The organism is Streptomyces sp. NPDC001070, from assembly GCF_053598835.1.
In genome coordinates, this window is record NZ_JBSFLB010000035.1 from 78,439 (window position 1) to 91,901 (window position 13,463).

The 13,463-nt window shown below is 71.2% G+C and carries 13 protein-coding genes; 8 read left to right on the forward strand and 5 right to left on the reverse strand.

What is annotated here, in order from left to right; genetic code table 11:
- Positions 1 to 65: 65 nt before the first annotated feature.
- Positions 66 to 1,898, forward strand: a complete 1,833-nt coding sequence (locus tag ACWDAS_RS33865; protein WP_450398554.1) for an AMP-dependent synthetase/ligase — start codon at positions 66 to 68, stop codon at positions 1,896 to 1,898.
- A gap of 47 nt (positions 1,899 to 1,945) precedes the next feature.
- Here ACWDAS_RS33865 and sph read toward each other — a convergent pair whose 3' ends face one another.
- A complete protein-coding gene (gene sph / locus ACWDAS_RS33870; RefSeq protein WP_450398556.1) occupies positions 1,946 to 2,935 on the reverse strand; it encodes a sphingomyelin phosphodiesterase in 990 nt (329 codons plus the stop codon).
- Positions 2,936 to 3,035: 100 nt separating this feature from the next.
- Between sph and ACWDAS_RS33875 the strand changes: the two genes are divergently transcribed.
- A complete protein-coding gene (locus ACWDAS_RS33875; RefSeq protein ID WP_450398557.1) occupies positions 3,036 to 3,785 on the forward strand; it encodes a class I SAM-dependent methyltransferase in 750 nt (249 codons plus the stop codon).
- Positions 3,786 to 3,850: 65 nt separating this feature from the next.
- Entirely contained in the window at positions 3,851 to 4,678 is an 828-nt protein-coding gene (locus ACWDAS_RS33880; protein ID WP_450398559.1) for a helix-turn-helix domain-containing protein, read from the forward strand.
- On the opposite strand, the gene ACWDAS_RS33885 is transcribed toward ACWDAS_RS33880, so the two are convergent.
- Complete coding sequence (locus tag ACWDAS_RS33885) at positions 4,644 to 5,027, reverse strand: nuclear transport factor 2 family protein (protein WP_450398561.1); 384 nt, start codon at positions 5,025 to 5,027, stop codon at positions 4,644 to 4,646. The two genes, ACWDAS_RS33880 and ACWDAS_RS33885, sit on opposite strands and share 35 nt — an antisense overlap.
- Positions 5,028 to 5,299: 272 nt before the next feature.
- Here ACWDAS_RS33885 and ACWDAS_RS33890 point away from each other — a divergent pair, with 272 nt between their 5' ends.
- Positions 5,300 to 6,088 (forward strand): hypothetical protein, encoded by a 789-nt coding sequence (locus ACWDAS_RS33890; RefSeq protein WP_450398562.1) that lies wholly within the window; start codon positions 5,300 to 5,302, stop codon positions 6,086 to 6,088.
- A gap of 194 nt (positions 6,089 to 6,282) precedes the next feature.
- Here ACWDAS_RS33890 and ACWDAS_RS33895 read toward each other — a convergent pair whose 3' ends face one another.
- Positions 6,283 to 7,014, reverse strand: coding sequence for a sulfite exporter TauE/SafE family protein (locus ACWDAS_RS33895; protein ID WP_450398564.1), 732 nt, complete (start codon positions 7,012 to 7,014; stop codon positions 6,283 to 6,285).
- 441 nt (positions 7,015 to 7,455) lie between these two features.
- Between ACWDAS_RS33895 and ACWDAS_RS33900 the strand changes: the two genes are divergently transcribed.
- The 3 genes from ACWDAS_RS33900 (at position 7,456) to ACWDAS_RS33910 (ending at position 9,178) form a co-directional block, all read left to right on the forward strand.
- Positions 7,456 to 7,866 carry a hypothetical protein gene (locus ACWDAS_RS33900; protein ID WP_450398565.1) on the forward strand — a complete coding sequence of 137 codons (411 nt, stop codon included), beginning with the start codon at positions 7,456 to 7,458 and terminating at the stop codon, positions 7,864 to 7,866.
- Between the two features lie 32 nt (positions 7,867 to 7,898).
- Positions 7,899 to 8,267: a hypothetical protein gene (locus tag ACWDAS_RS33905; RefSeq protein WP_450398566.1), complete on the forward strand. Its 369-nt coding sequence runs from the start codon at positions 7,899 to 7,901 to the stop codon at positions 8,265 to 8,267.
- 425 nt (positions 8,268 to 8,692) lie between these two features.
- A complete protein-coding gene (locus ACWDAS_RS33910) occupies positions 8,693 to 9,178 on the forward strand; it encodes a hypothetical protein (RefSeq protein WP_450398568.1) in 486 nt (161 codons plus the stop codon).
- A 717-nt stretch (positions 9,179 to 9,895) separates the two neighbouring features.
- Here the strand turns inward: ACWDAS_RS33910 and ACWDAS_RS33915 are convergent.
- Together ACWDAS_RS33915 and ACWDAS_RS33920 are read right to left on the reverse strand one after the other, a co-directional pair.
- Positions 9,896 to 11,161 (reverse strand): MFS transporter, encoded by a 1,266-nt coding sequence (locus tag ACWDAS_RS33915; protein ID WP_450398569.1) that lies wholly within the window; start codon positions 11,159 to 11,161, stop codon positions 9,896 to 9,898.
- Between the two features lie 95 nt (positions 11,162 to 11,256).
- Entirely contained in the window at positions 11,257 to 12,633 is a 1,377-nt protein-coding gene (locus tag ACWDAS_RS33920) for a GH1 family beta-glucosidase (protein WP_450398571.1), read from the reverse strand.
- Between the two features lie 93 nt (positions 12,634 to 12,726).
- Between ACWDAS_RS33920 and ACWDAS_RS33925 the strand changes: the two genes are divergently transcribed.
- Complete coding sequence (locus ACWDAS_RS33925) at positions 12,727 to 13,359, forward strand: TetR family transcriptional regulator (protein WP_450398573.1); 633 nt, start codon at positions 12,727 to 12,729, stop codon at positions 13,357 to 13,359.
- The last annotated feature ends 104 nt before the right edge of the window (positions 13,360 to 13,463 follow it).

A 13,463-nucleotide genomic window follows, 5' to 3' on the forward strand; every position in this document is an offset into this window, starting at 1 on the left:
GCCTCTCCCCTACGCGCGTGGTATCAGGTACGTTCTGTGACCGCCCATGCGGTCGAGGAGCGACGTTGCGCGAGTTCACCATTCCCCCACTGGTGACGGCACCCCAGGTCGGTGGTCTGGCGGACGCCGTGTTCGCCAATGCCGACGAAGAGCCGGACCGGATCGTCCTGAGCCGCCGCACCGGGGCGGACGGCACGCTCTGGGAGGACGTCACGGCCGCCCGGTTCCGTGACGAGGTCGTCGCGGTGGCCAAGGGCCTGATCGCCCACGGCGTACGCTTCGGCGACCGGGTCGGCCTGATGTCCCGCACGCGGTACGAGTGGACGGTGCTGGACTACGCGCTGTGGACCATCGGCGCCCAGCCCGTGCCCATCTACCCCACTTCGTCCTCGGACCAGGTCCGGTGGATGCTGCACGACTCCGAGGCGGTCGCCTGCGTGGTCGAGCACGAGGACCACGCGATGACGGTGGGCGCGGTCGTCGACGAACTCCCCCATCTCACCCGGCTGTGGCAGCTGGACTCCGACGCGCTGTCCGAGCTGGCCGCGCACGGCGTCGGCGTCGACGACGACCTGGTGCACCGCTACCGCGAGGCGGTCACCCCGGCCGCGACGGCGACGATCATCTACACCTCGGGCACCACCGGCCGCCCCAAGGGGTGCGTGATCACTCACGGGAACTTCATGGCCGAGGCGGACAACGTCGTCGCCCGGTACGAGCCGGTCTTCCACAGCAAGCCGGGCGACGAGGCCTCCACCCTGCTCTTCCTGCCGCTCGCCCACGTCTTCGGGCGCATGGTCGAGGTCGCGGCCGTCCGCGCCAGGGTGCGCCTCGGCCACCAGCCGAACCTGGCCGCGGCCGAACTGCTCCCGGCGATGGCCTCCTTCAAGCCGACGTTCGTGCTCGCCGTCCCGTACGTCTTCGAGAAGGTCTTCCAGGGCGCCCGCCGCAAGGCCGAGGTCGGGGGCAAGCTCGGACCCTTCGAGAAGGCCGTCGACGTCGCGGTGCGGCACGCCGAGGCGATGGAGGCGCGGGCCTTCGGCACCGGCCCCGGCCCCAGCGCCTCGCTGCGCATGCAGCACCAGTTGTACGAGAAGCTGGTCTACGGCAAGGTGCGCGCCGCCCTCGGCGGCAAGGTCCGGCACGCCTTCTCCGGCGGTTCCGCGATGGACCGGCAGCTGGGACTGTTCTTCGACGGCGCGGGCGTGCGGATCTTCGAGGGGTACGGGCTCACCGAGACCACCGCCGCCGCGGTCGCCAACCCGCCCGAGCAGACGCGTTTCGGCACGGTGGGCGTGCCCATCCCCGGCACGACGGTCCACATCGCCGACGACGGCGAGATCTGGGTGTACGGCGGCCAGGTCTTCAGCGAGTACCTCAACAACCCCAAGGCCACCGCTGAGGTCCTGCACGACGGCTGGCTGGCCACCGGTGACCTCGGTTCGCTGGACGAGGACGGCTATCTGACGATCACCGGGCGGAAGAAGGAGATCCTGGTGACCAGCGGCGGCAAGTCCGTCTCGCCGGTGGTGCTGGAGGACCGGGTGCGCTCCCACCCGCTGGTCTCGCAGTGCGTCGTGGTCGGCAACGACCGGCCCTTCATCGGGGCCTTGATCACCCTGGACCCCGAGGGCGTCGGGCACTGGCTGACGATGCGGGCCAAGCCGCAGCTGCCGATCGCCAAGCTGATCCACGACCCCGACCTGGAGACGGAGATCCGGCGGGCGGTCGTCGCCGCCAACACGCTCGTCTCCCAGGCCGAGTCGATCAGGACCTTCCGCATCCTGGCCGGACAGTTCTCCGAGGAGGGCGGGCTGCTCACGCCTTCGCTCAAGCTGAAGAGAAGGGCGATAGAGAAGGCGTACACTCGCGAGATCGACGCCCTTTACCACTCCTGAGCCGACGACCCGGGATGCCCGGCCGCGGAGAACGCCGCCGCAGGCGGTCACACGTCGCCGGCGACGACCGGGTAGTGGTCCGAGTAGTCGTCGTACGTGTAGGTGGTGCCCCAGCTGGTGACCGACCACCGCGGCGAGTGCTCGTCGACGACGCGGTTGTCCCAGCGGGCCGGGCGGGCGTGGCCGTTGCGCAGGAGGGCGTAGTCGAGACGCTGTGCGGGGTCGTCGGGGTAGCGGTCGCGGGCGACCGAGTTGGTGGCGGGGTCGAAGCTGGCGGCCGGCCCCGGGTCGGCATCGGGGGCGGCGGCGTCGAGGTCGGCGAGCATGCGGGCGTGCTCGGCGCCGGAGACGTCGGTGTTGAGGTCGCCCGCGATGATCACCGGCTCGGCGGCGGGGATGGCCCGGGCGTCGAGGAAGGCGTCGATCTCACGGTTCTGGGCCGAGCGGACACTCGCGGCCTCACCGTTGCCGCAGGCGGAGTCGTCGGCCTGGGTGTGGGTGCCGACGACGTGGACCCGGGTGCCGTTCACGTCGAGGACGACGTACACGAAGCCCTTGTTGGAGAACCAGTCCGCGCCGCACGCGTCGCCGTACACGTGCTGGACCTTCTCCAGGATCGGCCACTTGCTGAGGATCGTGACACCGCCGTCCTCGGGCGTGAGCGAGCTGTACGCGCCCTCCGTGCGGTCCCAGCCGGACTTGGAACGGCCGAGCACCGGGGTCTGGTAGGGGTAGCGGCCCCTGAGGTTGGCCTGGAGCCGGTCCGAGGCCCCGTTGTCGAACGCCTCTTGGAAGACGAGGACGTCCGCGCCCTGCGTGTAGCCCGAGGCGGCCACCAGGTCGGCGCGCTGGAGCTGGCCCCAGTTGGGGTAGAGGCTGCGCGGCAGCATCATGACGTTGCCGGTGACCAGCCGCAGTTGGGGGACCGCGGCGGCGCCCGCGGGGGTCGCGCCGGCGGATCCGGTGCCGGCGGCGGTGGCGGACGAGACGAGGAGCAGGACGAAGGCGCAAGCGGCGGCGGCTCTGCCGTGTCTCACGGGCTCTCCTGGAGTCGGTGGGGCTCGGTCGCGGAAACAGCGTGAGAGTAGGGGCAGTTGGTCACCGCCCGGTAGATGGCGGGGCGGCTAGCCTACGAGCGTGCTGGACTACGAGAAGCAGGCCGCGATCTACGACGCCACTCGCGGAGGCGTCCCCCGGGCCGACGCGGCGGCCGCCGCGGTGCTGGGGCTGATACCGGGGCGGGCCGGCACGGTGCTCGACATCGGCTGCGGCACCGGGCTGGTGACGGCGCGGTTGACGCGCCCCGGGCTGCGCGTGCTCGGCGTCGACGCGGCCCTGGCCATGGCGCGGCTCGCCGCGGACCGGGTGGGCCCGGGGATCGTACTGGGCAACGCGCACCGGTTGCCGTTCGCGACGGGCTCGCTGGACGCGGTGACGGCGGTGTGGGTGCTGCATCTGCTGCCGGGCGCCCCCGCGGTGATCGCCGAGTGCGCGCGGGTGCTGCGCCCCGGCGGGGTGCTGGTCACCACGGTCGACAAGGACGCCGGGCACGACGTCGGGAGCGACATCGACGCGTTGCTCGCGCCGTACCGCACGAAGGAGGCGCACGACGCCGAGGACCGGGTGGTACGGCACGCCGCCGCGCACGGCCTGCGCCCGGCCGCCGATGCCCGCTTCACCGGCCACGGCCAGGGCCGCACCCCGCGCGACCTCGCCGCCCGCGTCTTCGCGGGCGACTTCGCCTCCGCGCTCGCGCTTCGCGACGGGGACGCCGCGGCGCTCGCCGGGCGCCTCGCCGCGCTGCCCGGGCAGGACACGGCCCGCCCCGACCCGGTCTACCGGCTGCTCTCCCTCGTCAAGGACTCCCCCGCGGCGGAGCCTCGTTGAGCGTTCGCCGGGCCGGCGCGCGATGTGCTCCGGCCCCTGCCCCACACCTGGGTTACGGTCGGGGCATGACGACGACCACGGCGGGTGTGGGGACGCTGTTGCGCGGGTGGCGGGAGCGGCGGCGGATCAGCCAGCTCGAACTCGCCCTGCGGGCGGACAGCTCGGCGCGGCACATCAGCTTCATCGAGACCGGCCGTTCCCGTCCCAGCCAGGCCATGGTCCTGCGGCTCGCCGAGCACCTCGACGTCCCCGTCCGCGAGCGCAACGCCCTGCTCGTCGCCGCCGGGTACGCCCCCGCCTACCCGGAGACGCCCCTGCGCGACCCCGCGATGCACCCCCTGCGCGACAGCCTCGACCGCCTCCTGGCGGCGTACGACCCGTTCCCGGCCCTGGTCCTGGACGGCATGTACGACGTCGTCGCCGCCAACCAGGGCGTCGGCGCCCTGCTGGAGGGCGTCGCCCCGCACCTGCTGCGGCCGCCGCTGAACGCGATGCGCATCACGCTCCACCCGGAGGGCATCGCGCCGCGCATCCTCAACCTCCGCCAATGGCGGGGGCATCTGCTGGAACGGATCGAGCGACAGATCGCGATGAGCGGCCACGGGCCGCTGCGCGCGCTGTACGCGGAGCTGATCTCCTACCCCGTCCCGCAGGGTCGCGACGCGGACGGCTCCGCCTCCGCCGACACCGAGGTGTTCCCGTTCGCGCTGCCGATGCGCATCGAGCACGGCGGCCGGGTGCTGTCCTTCATCTCGACGGCCACCACCTTCAACACCCCCATGGACGTCACGGTCTCCGAGCTGGCGATCGAGACCTTCCTCCCCGCCGACCCGGAGACCGCCGCCGCCCTTCAATCCCTCACGCCGCCGGCAGCCGGTCCAGGAAGCCGCTGACCGCCCGGATCCTGCCGTCCTCCGCCAGCGTGATCACGTCGGAGCCGGCGATCGGCGCCGTCCCGGGCTCAGCGCCGGCCGGCCCCAGCTCCCAGGCGAAGCGCGCCACGTCGTGGTGCCCGTCGACGTCCCCCACCGGCGTGAACACGAACCCGGGGAACCGCTCCCCCACCCCGCCGATCAGCGCCCCGATCTCCTCGTGCCCGCCCGCCTGCGCCAGCGGGTCGGTGTACGTGCCCTCCTCCGTCCACGCGGCGGCCACGGCCTTCGCCCGCGCCTCCGGGTCCGCGGTGCTGTTCCACGCCTCGAAGTAGCGGGCGACGGCGGCCTCGTACCGGTTCTGCGACATCACGGTCCTCCTCGGTCTCCGGTCCTGGCCCGGCCGGACGGGGTGGAGTGCGCCACCCCGTCCGCCCGGTACGACCACCTTGCCGGGGGCGCCGCGGGGCGTCGATTACGTCCGGGGTAATGGCGAAGGGCGGTGGGCGTGCCTCCCCGAGCAGGTCAGCGGGGATCTGCGCGGGGAGGCACCGACCGGCGGGAGCCAGAGCTCGCGCAGTCTGTCACCGCTGGCCTGTACGTTACGAGCGATCTGTGGTGGCCAGCCGAGGAGGAGGCGCGATGGCGCACCCGCTGAGACCTTCGACCGAAGCGATACTCGATGCTCTGCCGGCTCTCGCGCCTTTTGCGCGAGACGCCGTCGTGCTGCGCCCCGAGCGGGGGGAGCCGAATCCTGGGGACAGTTCCATCGGTGGCCCGCTGCTCTGGCCGAGTGACGAACCGTGGCCTGTGTGCTCCTTGCCCGACGAAGTGAACCCCGTCGGCCTGCCTGCTACTGCCATGGTGCCGGTGGTCCAGGTCTTCAAGCGGGACGTGCCGGGGCCGTGGTGGCCCGCTGACGCCGATCTCCTGCAAATTCTGTGGTGCCCCAACGAGCACTGGGATCCCCCCGCTCAACAGGCTGATGTGAGCCCCGTCGTGGAGTTGCGGTGGCGCCGGGCCGCTGACGTGGACAGCAGACTGGTGGCCCCGCCATCGCCCTCACGTCACGCCGAGGATGGTTACCTCCCCGAGCCGTGCACCGTCACGGGTGAGTCGCTGACCGACTTCCCCTTCCGGGAAGAGCTGCCCCCCGAGCTCCGCCCGGCGTTGGAAGAGTTGGTCGACAAGACCGGTGACGGCGGCGATGTGATCACTCGTGTCGCGGGATGGAAACTAGGCGGCTGGCCGACCTGGCACCTGACGCATCCCATGGCCTTCCATTGCCGCACATGCGACACGGAGATGACGCTGCTGTTCACCGTGGCCAGCGACGCTGAGACCGGAGTCATCGTAGGGCGGTACGGCGACCTGCGGATCTTCGCCTGCCCTGTCGACCACCGTCACCCTTTCCAAGTGGATCTGCATTGACGCGGACTTGCCGTCGCCGAACGAACCGCTGGACGCGTCCTGGCGCTACTGATCAAGAGTTCCCGTCCCACAACCGTGCCGGATCGGGCGGGGAGCCACGGGGAACTGCGGCGGCGAACAGGAAACACGGCCGGCTTACGCCGGGGCGGCGCGTAGCAGGTCGGGGTGCAAAACCGCTGGCCCAGCGGCGGCCATCACATTCCCTGCAGGCCCTTGGCCAGGACGGAAAGGCCGCCGGCCAGTGCCAGGACGAGGATGAGCCGCCGGACCCACTGCTCCGGCATCCTCGGCGCGAGCGCTCTGCCGATGAGGGCGCCCGCCACCATCGCGACCGCGGCCACCGTCCACGCCGTCGCGCTCAGCTTCGGCACACCGTTGACGGCGACCGAGAACACGTTCACCACTATTCCGTAGAATTGCGCGTTCGGTACGAATTCCCGTACCGGCCAGCCCGCATTCACCGCGTACAGGGAATACGGTGGCCCGCCCACACCGGCCGCGGAATTCATGAAGCCGCCCACGGCGCCCGCGGTCACTGCTCCCCTCGTGCCACTCAGAGCGCGTATGCGCACGCCTCCCATCACGACAACCACTGCCGCGGTCACGAGCACGCCGACGCCTGCCAGCAGTACGGGTTCGGATAGTCGGGCGGCCACCCAGGAACCCGCGGGCACGGTACACGCGGAGGCGATGACCAAGGGAACCATTGCGCCGACTCGCACCCGCCTCCAGCCCGCGGTGAGTCCCACGACGCTGATGACGCCGGCCGCGCAATTCGCGAGCACCACCCCCTGGGCGGGCCCAAGCACCAGAACGAGCGCGGGCACCGCGATGAGTGCGAACCCCATTCCCGTGAGCCACTGCACGGACGCGCCCAATACGACTATGCCACCCAGCAGCAGCTCGGCCGCCCCAGCGCTCGCCACAGAAGACTCCTCCGGATTACCGGGGTGATCTCCGCCATCCTCCCCGCAGGACGTGCGAGACATCAATGGTCCGTCAGGTGATCGCGGACGTTGTCCCGGGCCGGCTCGATCGGCCCACAGGAAGATCCCTGCCGCCGACAGGCTGACAACGGCGGCCACACACCGGCAGCAGGCCCGGCGACACGTGGGAGGTGATGAGTCGACGCCATGGCAGCGGCCACCCAATGCCCCTCCGCGCCAGCCGCGTGATCCCGGTCGGGCACCTGCTCGGCGAGTGTCAGAGGCATGAGGGTCCGCAGCCTCAGTCTTCCAAACCGGGGCTCAAACCGCCGCCATTGACGCTACCGACCTTGCGCCCGGACCCTCGCGCAGGCCGACTCGCGTTCTGGCAGGCACGAAACTTGGTTGCCGATCCTTCCCCGTATCCAGTGATACTTCCCCATGAGCAGATTCGCCGAGGTCATCGTGTTGGCCAGCGACGCAGAAGAAATCATGGAACCGCTGACCAGGCTGGACCACTGCGGTGGGTGGGATGGCAAATTCGTCGATATAGGACATGGCATGTTCGGCGGCTGGGCCATTGAGTTCGTGCGACGGAGCCGATGGATCGGCCTGTTGGAACACCTTGAGTCGCTGCCCTGGCCGTCGCCACACTCCGTGCAGGTGCTGATCCACGACGAGGAAGATGAATGTTTCGGCCTGTGGATGATGCACGACGGGCAACTTGTGGAGGTCCCACTGCCACGCACTCGCCGGGCCTTCTGGCCGAACTACACAGGCAAGGTCGATCCAGACTCCCCCGGAATTCTGATCCGCACGGACGGACCTGGCGGCTGGCCCGAAGGGGGCTGACTTCCCTCAGACAGGGCTGAGACGCTGAGCAGATGCTGACTGAAGATGAAGCCAGAGAACTCGTTTTGGCCGAGCTCGCGCGGCATGCAGAAGCGATCAACATGGACCTTGCGATCGCTATGGTCAAACCCGTCTCGTTTGGCTGGGTGTTCTACTGGTGCGCGCGACAGGACATCGGTCGCCCCGCCGGCACGCGGCCGAGCCTCGGCGGGAACGCCCCCTTCTTGGTGGACCGGGAGAAGGAGCGGCTCGTTCAGAGACCGACCGGCATACCCATGTCCCAGCAGATCGCGGACTATGAGCGACGGCTACGGCGTGAGGCTCATGCCCGGAACACGGCAGCGAAGCGCGCCAGACAGCAGGGAAGTACAGCAACCACAGCAACCGGCCCCGACCAGTAGTGCTCCAGAGAGCCCCTGAAGCGGCCGGTATGAACCTCGTTGACCGGTCCGGCTATAGCTACGGATCAGAAGGTGGCCGTGCCCGTTGCGTGCCCGAGGGGACGGCAAACCGCGGTCAGTGGCGGGTGCTGGGGCGAGCTCAACGCTTTGCCCTGATAGCCGTTGACGCCGGTCAGAGCACGACCGAGGCCGCAAGGCCCGGTGATTCCCAAGCTCAGGGCCCAGACCCCCGGCCATGTCCAAGTGCGTGTCTTCAGTGCCGCGAACCGGGGCCGAGAAGGAGGTAGCGGTAAAGCATCTGCGGCGCCCAGTCAAGGGGTGGGATCCTCTACCGGTGTGGGCCGGCTGTTCTCCGGCAATCCACGCTGCGCATGGACCCTGGAAGGCATCCCACGGGCCTCGGCCACCTACCACAGGACCGATCGATGACTTACAACCTGCTCACTGTGGACCGCCCCCACCTTGATGATCTGGCCGCCGCTCTGGCAATGGTCCTGGGCGTGCCGCTGGGCGAGGTGGATGTCGCAGCGGACGACGGTGGTCCGCGCGAGCGCAACTGGGACGCCCTGGTCTTGTGCACTCACGCGGAGTTGTCGGGAGACTTGTCATTGGCGCTGGACATCTACGCTCGGGACGAGGTTCCGAGTCAGCCCACGGAGCGCGCCCTCGCCACTGGACTGGCCGCCGAATTGGAGACAGCCATCCTGTTTCCGGCGGAGGAAGCCCCGCCCAGCGCCTGTTGGGTGGCGACCCCGGAGGGCGTGGTGACGCGGGGCAGGCTCTACGAGTCGTACGAGGAGCCGCCCTGGTACTACGTGGACGCGGTGGAATCGCCGGTACCCCAGTTGCCCCGGACACCGGTCATCGAATCCCCGAGATCGTCGCGGAACTCCGGATCGCCACGCCGGTAACGGACGCCTTGGACGAACGTCTGGCGGACATCGCGCGTAAGGCGTCGCTGCCCCATGAGCCGGGACCCACCTCGTGGACCGCCGGCAACTGCCTGGGGGCCTGGGAGAAGCTGATCAGAATGATGCAGGCCTTACTCTCGGTCACCGACACCCGCTCACGCCGTCCCGTAGTAGTCTACCGTGCCGCTTCGAAGACCCTGCGACGGGCCTACTGCGGAGTGGCACGATGGGCGAGAGCACTGGCCGTTCGCATCGAGGGGCGCGTGCCACACACATGCCGAATCGGGCGGGGACACGATGGGAACCACCGGGAACAGCAGTGACGGGGCCGCGTTGCCGCAGGCAACCGTCCGCCCAGGTGGGGCGCGGTCCGGAGCCTCACTCTCCCAAACTGGGTACGCGGATTCGATTCCCATCGCCCGCTCCAAGGGCCAGACCCGGGGTCAGCGAGATGGCCGCCGGCCTGGGGCCTTGGTCGTAACGGGCCCGAGCCCGCTGACCCGCTTCTAGGGCCCGGGGCGCCGTGCTCCTCGGCGTCCCGTGCCACCCACTCCCCGGGAGCATGGGCCGCGCGTGGTGGGGCCTGGGAGCAGGTGCGCGCCGCTGCGGCGTCGGAGCGGGGACCACGTCAGCGGGCGGGTGGCCGCCGCCAGGAGGACCGCGGCGCCGCGGAGCGGAACGGCGGCCGAGTGCCCACCCGGCCGCGCCGAAGACGCCCTACCGGACCGCGCGGACCTTGGTGATCAGCAGGCCGCCGAGGAGCGTGACGAGGGCGGTCGCGAGGTACAGGCCGGTGTAGCCGCCGAGATGGGCGAGGACGGGGGCGGCGACGGCGGGGGCGAGGACCTGGGGGCCGGAGTTGGCGATGTTGATGACACCGAGGTCCTTGGCGCGGTCCTGGGCGGCCGGGAGCACCTGGGTCACCAGGGCCTGGTCCACGGCGAGGTAGATGCCGAAGCCCGCGCCCAGCACGGCGGCGGCGGCCATGGCCGCGGCCCAGGTGTGGACGCAGGCGAGCAGGACCGCGGCCAGGGCCATCACGACGGCGCAGGCCCGGACGAAGTCCTTGCGGCGGCCCGCCCGGTCGGAGAGCACACCGACCGGGATGGCGGTGAGCGCGGCGCAGACGGTGTAGATCAGGGTGAGGATCAGTACGCCGGTGTCGGGGTCGTCGAGGTGGACCGAGTCGGTGAGGTAGTAGAGCAGGTACAGGGTGCCCATCGCGTTGCCCAGGTTGATCAGGAAGCGGGTCAGCCAGGCCCAGCCGAAGTCCGGGTGGCGGCGTGGGCTCACCCACAGGCCGGAGGCCAGGCGCCGCGGGTCGAAGACGGGGCGGAGCGTGCGGGGGAGCGCGGGTTCGCCGAAGCGGAGGACGAAGGGCAGCGCGAGAGCGACGGTCAGCAGCGCGATCGTGGCGTAGCCGGCGGGGACCCCGGTGACCAGCGTGGTGGTGACCAGCGCGCCGATGACCAGGCCGAGCGACTGCGTGATGCCGGTCCAGCCGGAGACCTCGGCGCGCTGGGCGACCGGCACCTGGTCGGCGATGGGGGTGGTGACTCCGGCGAGCATGGCGTTGAGCCCGGCCTGCGCGAGGCACCAGCCGAGCGCGACGCCGAGCACGGTGTGCTGGGCGGCGGTGACCAGCAGCCCGGCGGCGCCGGCCAGCGCGCCGCCGACGGTCCACGGCCGGCGGCGCCCGAAGCGCGAGACCGTCCGGTCGGACAGCGCCCCGGCCAGGGGGTTGGCGACCATCGCGACCAGGGCGCCGACACCGGTCACCCAGGACAGCGCCGTATGCTTCCCGGCCGGGTCGATGTGTTCCAGCTGCAGCGGCAGCAGGATCTGGATCGGGGTCATGAAGGCCATGAAGACGGCCAGCGTGGCCATGCTGAGCAGGGCGGTCCAGGCCGGACGGACCCGTGTGACCGGCTCGGCCAGCGCGACGTCGGGCGTGTGCGGAGCGTCCTCACCGGTCTGGCGCATGCCGTTCCCCCCGGAGCACCCGAGAAACATGAGTTCATCTCATGTTCGCGCGAGTGTAGTGTCGGGCGGACGGGGTGCCAAGGGATCCGGGGGAATCAGGGCGTCGCGCGGCGCGCCCGGGCGATCCGTTCCCGGTACCAGTGGTAGGAGGCCTTGGGCGTGCGCCGCTGGGTGGCGTAGTCGACGTGGACCAGGCCGAATCGCTGGTGGTAGCCCTCGGCCCACTCGAAGTTGTCCAGCAGCGACCAGGTGAAGTAGCCGCGGACGTCGACGCCCCGGGCGTGCGCGGTCTCGACGGCCTCGATGTGGGTGCGCAGGTAGTCGACGCGGGCCTCGTCCCGGATCTCGCCGTCGGCGGCCGGCAGATCGGGCTGGGAGCAGCCGTTCTCGGTGATCCACACGGGCGGGAGCGCCGCGCCGTACCGCGCGTCGAGCCCGGTCAGCAGCTCGGTGAGCCCGTCCGGCACCACCGGCCAGCCGAAGGCGGTGCGCGGGTACGACCGGCCGGGGACGGCCGTGTCGGGGTCGAGGATGTCGAAGGGCAGCCCCGCCTCCGCCGAGGGGGCGGCGATCCAGGTGGGGTTGTAGTAGTTGACGCCGAGCCCGTCCAGGGGCGCGGCGACGACCGCGAGGTCGCCCTCGCGGACGACGCCGCCCCACGTCGGGTCGGTCAGCCCGTACGGGGTCAGGTCGGGGTAGCCGCCGAGCAGCAGCGGGTCGGTGAACAGCCGGTTGTGCAGGGCGTCGTAGGCCGCGGCGGCCGCGTGGTCGGCGTCCGTGGCGCCCTCGCGCGTCCGCACGGGGGTGCAGTTGTTGGCGATCAGCACCTGCGCCGGGGCGGGGGCGTGCGCGCGCAGCGCGGCGGTGGCGAGCCCGTGCCCGAGCAACTGGTGGTGGGCGACCGGCAGCGCCTCCAGCATCAGCGCGCGGCCGGGGGCGTGGGTGCCGAAGGCGTAGCCGAAGACCATGTGGACGAAGGGCTCGTTCAGGGTGATCCAGCGGGTGACGCGGTCGCCGAGGCGCGCCGCGACGACGGCCGCGTACTCGGCGAAGTGCCGGGCGGTGTCCCGGTTGAGCCAGCCGCCCTCGTCCTCCAGCGCCTGCGGGAGGTCCCAGTGGAAGAGGGTCGGCGTCGGCGTGATGCCGGCCGCGAGCAGTTCGTCCACCAGGCGGTCGTAGAAGCCGAGTCCGCGCGGCTCGACGCGCCCCCTGCCCTCCGGCAGCACGCGCGGCCAGGAGATCGAGAAGCGGTACGCGTCGAGGCCGAGGTCCTTCATCAGCGCGACGTCCCCGGCGTGGCGGTGGTAGTGGTCGCAGGCGACCTCGCCGGTGTGGCCGTCGCGGACCGCGCCGGGGCGGGCGCTGAAGGTGTCCCACACGGACGCCCCCTTGCCGTCCTCGGTGGCGGCGCCCTCGATCTGGTACGCGGCGGTGGACGCACCCCAGCTGAAGGAGGCGGGAAGCGGGGACATCGGGATTCCTCTCCTCTGCGGAACCTGCGACGAACATGAGGAATGCTCATGTTGAGCCTCGCCAACCTACACCCGATCCGGCAGAGTGGGACCATGCAGGCACCCCCGAACTCGTCCGGTCCCCTCCGCCGCCGCCCCGTGCAGCAGCGCAGCCAGGAACGTTTCGACCGGATCCTGGACGCCTGCGCGCACCTGCTGGACGAGGTCGGCTACACGGCGCTCACCACCAAGGAGGTGGCCCGGCGCGCGGAGGTCCCGATCGGGACGCTGTACCAGTTCTTCCCCGGCGTCGACGGGCTGCTGGGCGCGCTGGCCGAACGGAACCTGGGGCACTTCGCCGACCGGCTCGCCCGCCGGGTGGAGGCCGAACGCCCCCAGCGGACAGGGGCGATGGTGGACCTGGCGATCGAGGAGTACGTCGCGATGCGCCGCTCCGTCCCGGGCTTCGGTGTGGTGGACTTCGGCGCGATCGGTCGCGAGGACCCGCGCAGCGTCCACCTCCTCGACGCGGTGCTGGAGAACAACGCGGCTGTCGCCGACCGGCTCTGGTTCCTGGTCGGCGGGCTGCTCGGCGACGGCGACCAGGCCGCCGCCCGCGTGCGGCTGCATGTCGCCCTCGAGTCCGCCGACGCGGTCCTCCGACTCGCCTTCCGCCAGGACCCTGAAGGCGATCCCGTCCTCATCGCCGAGTGCAAACGGCTGCTGCGGCGCTACCTCGGAGGCTGACGGACACGACGGAGCCCCGCGGTGCCGGTGGGGGCGTCGCGGGGCTCCGGGGCGTGCCGGGACGGGGTCAGCCCTTGCGGGCGGTGACCTCCTCGGTCAGCTGC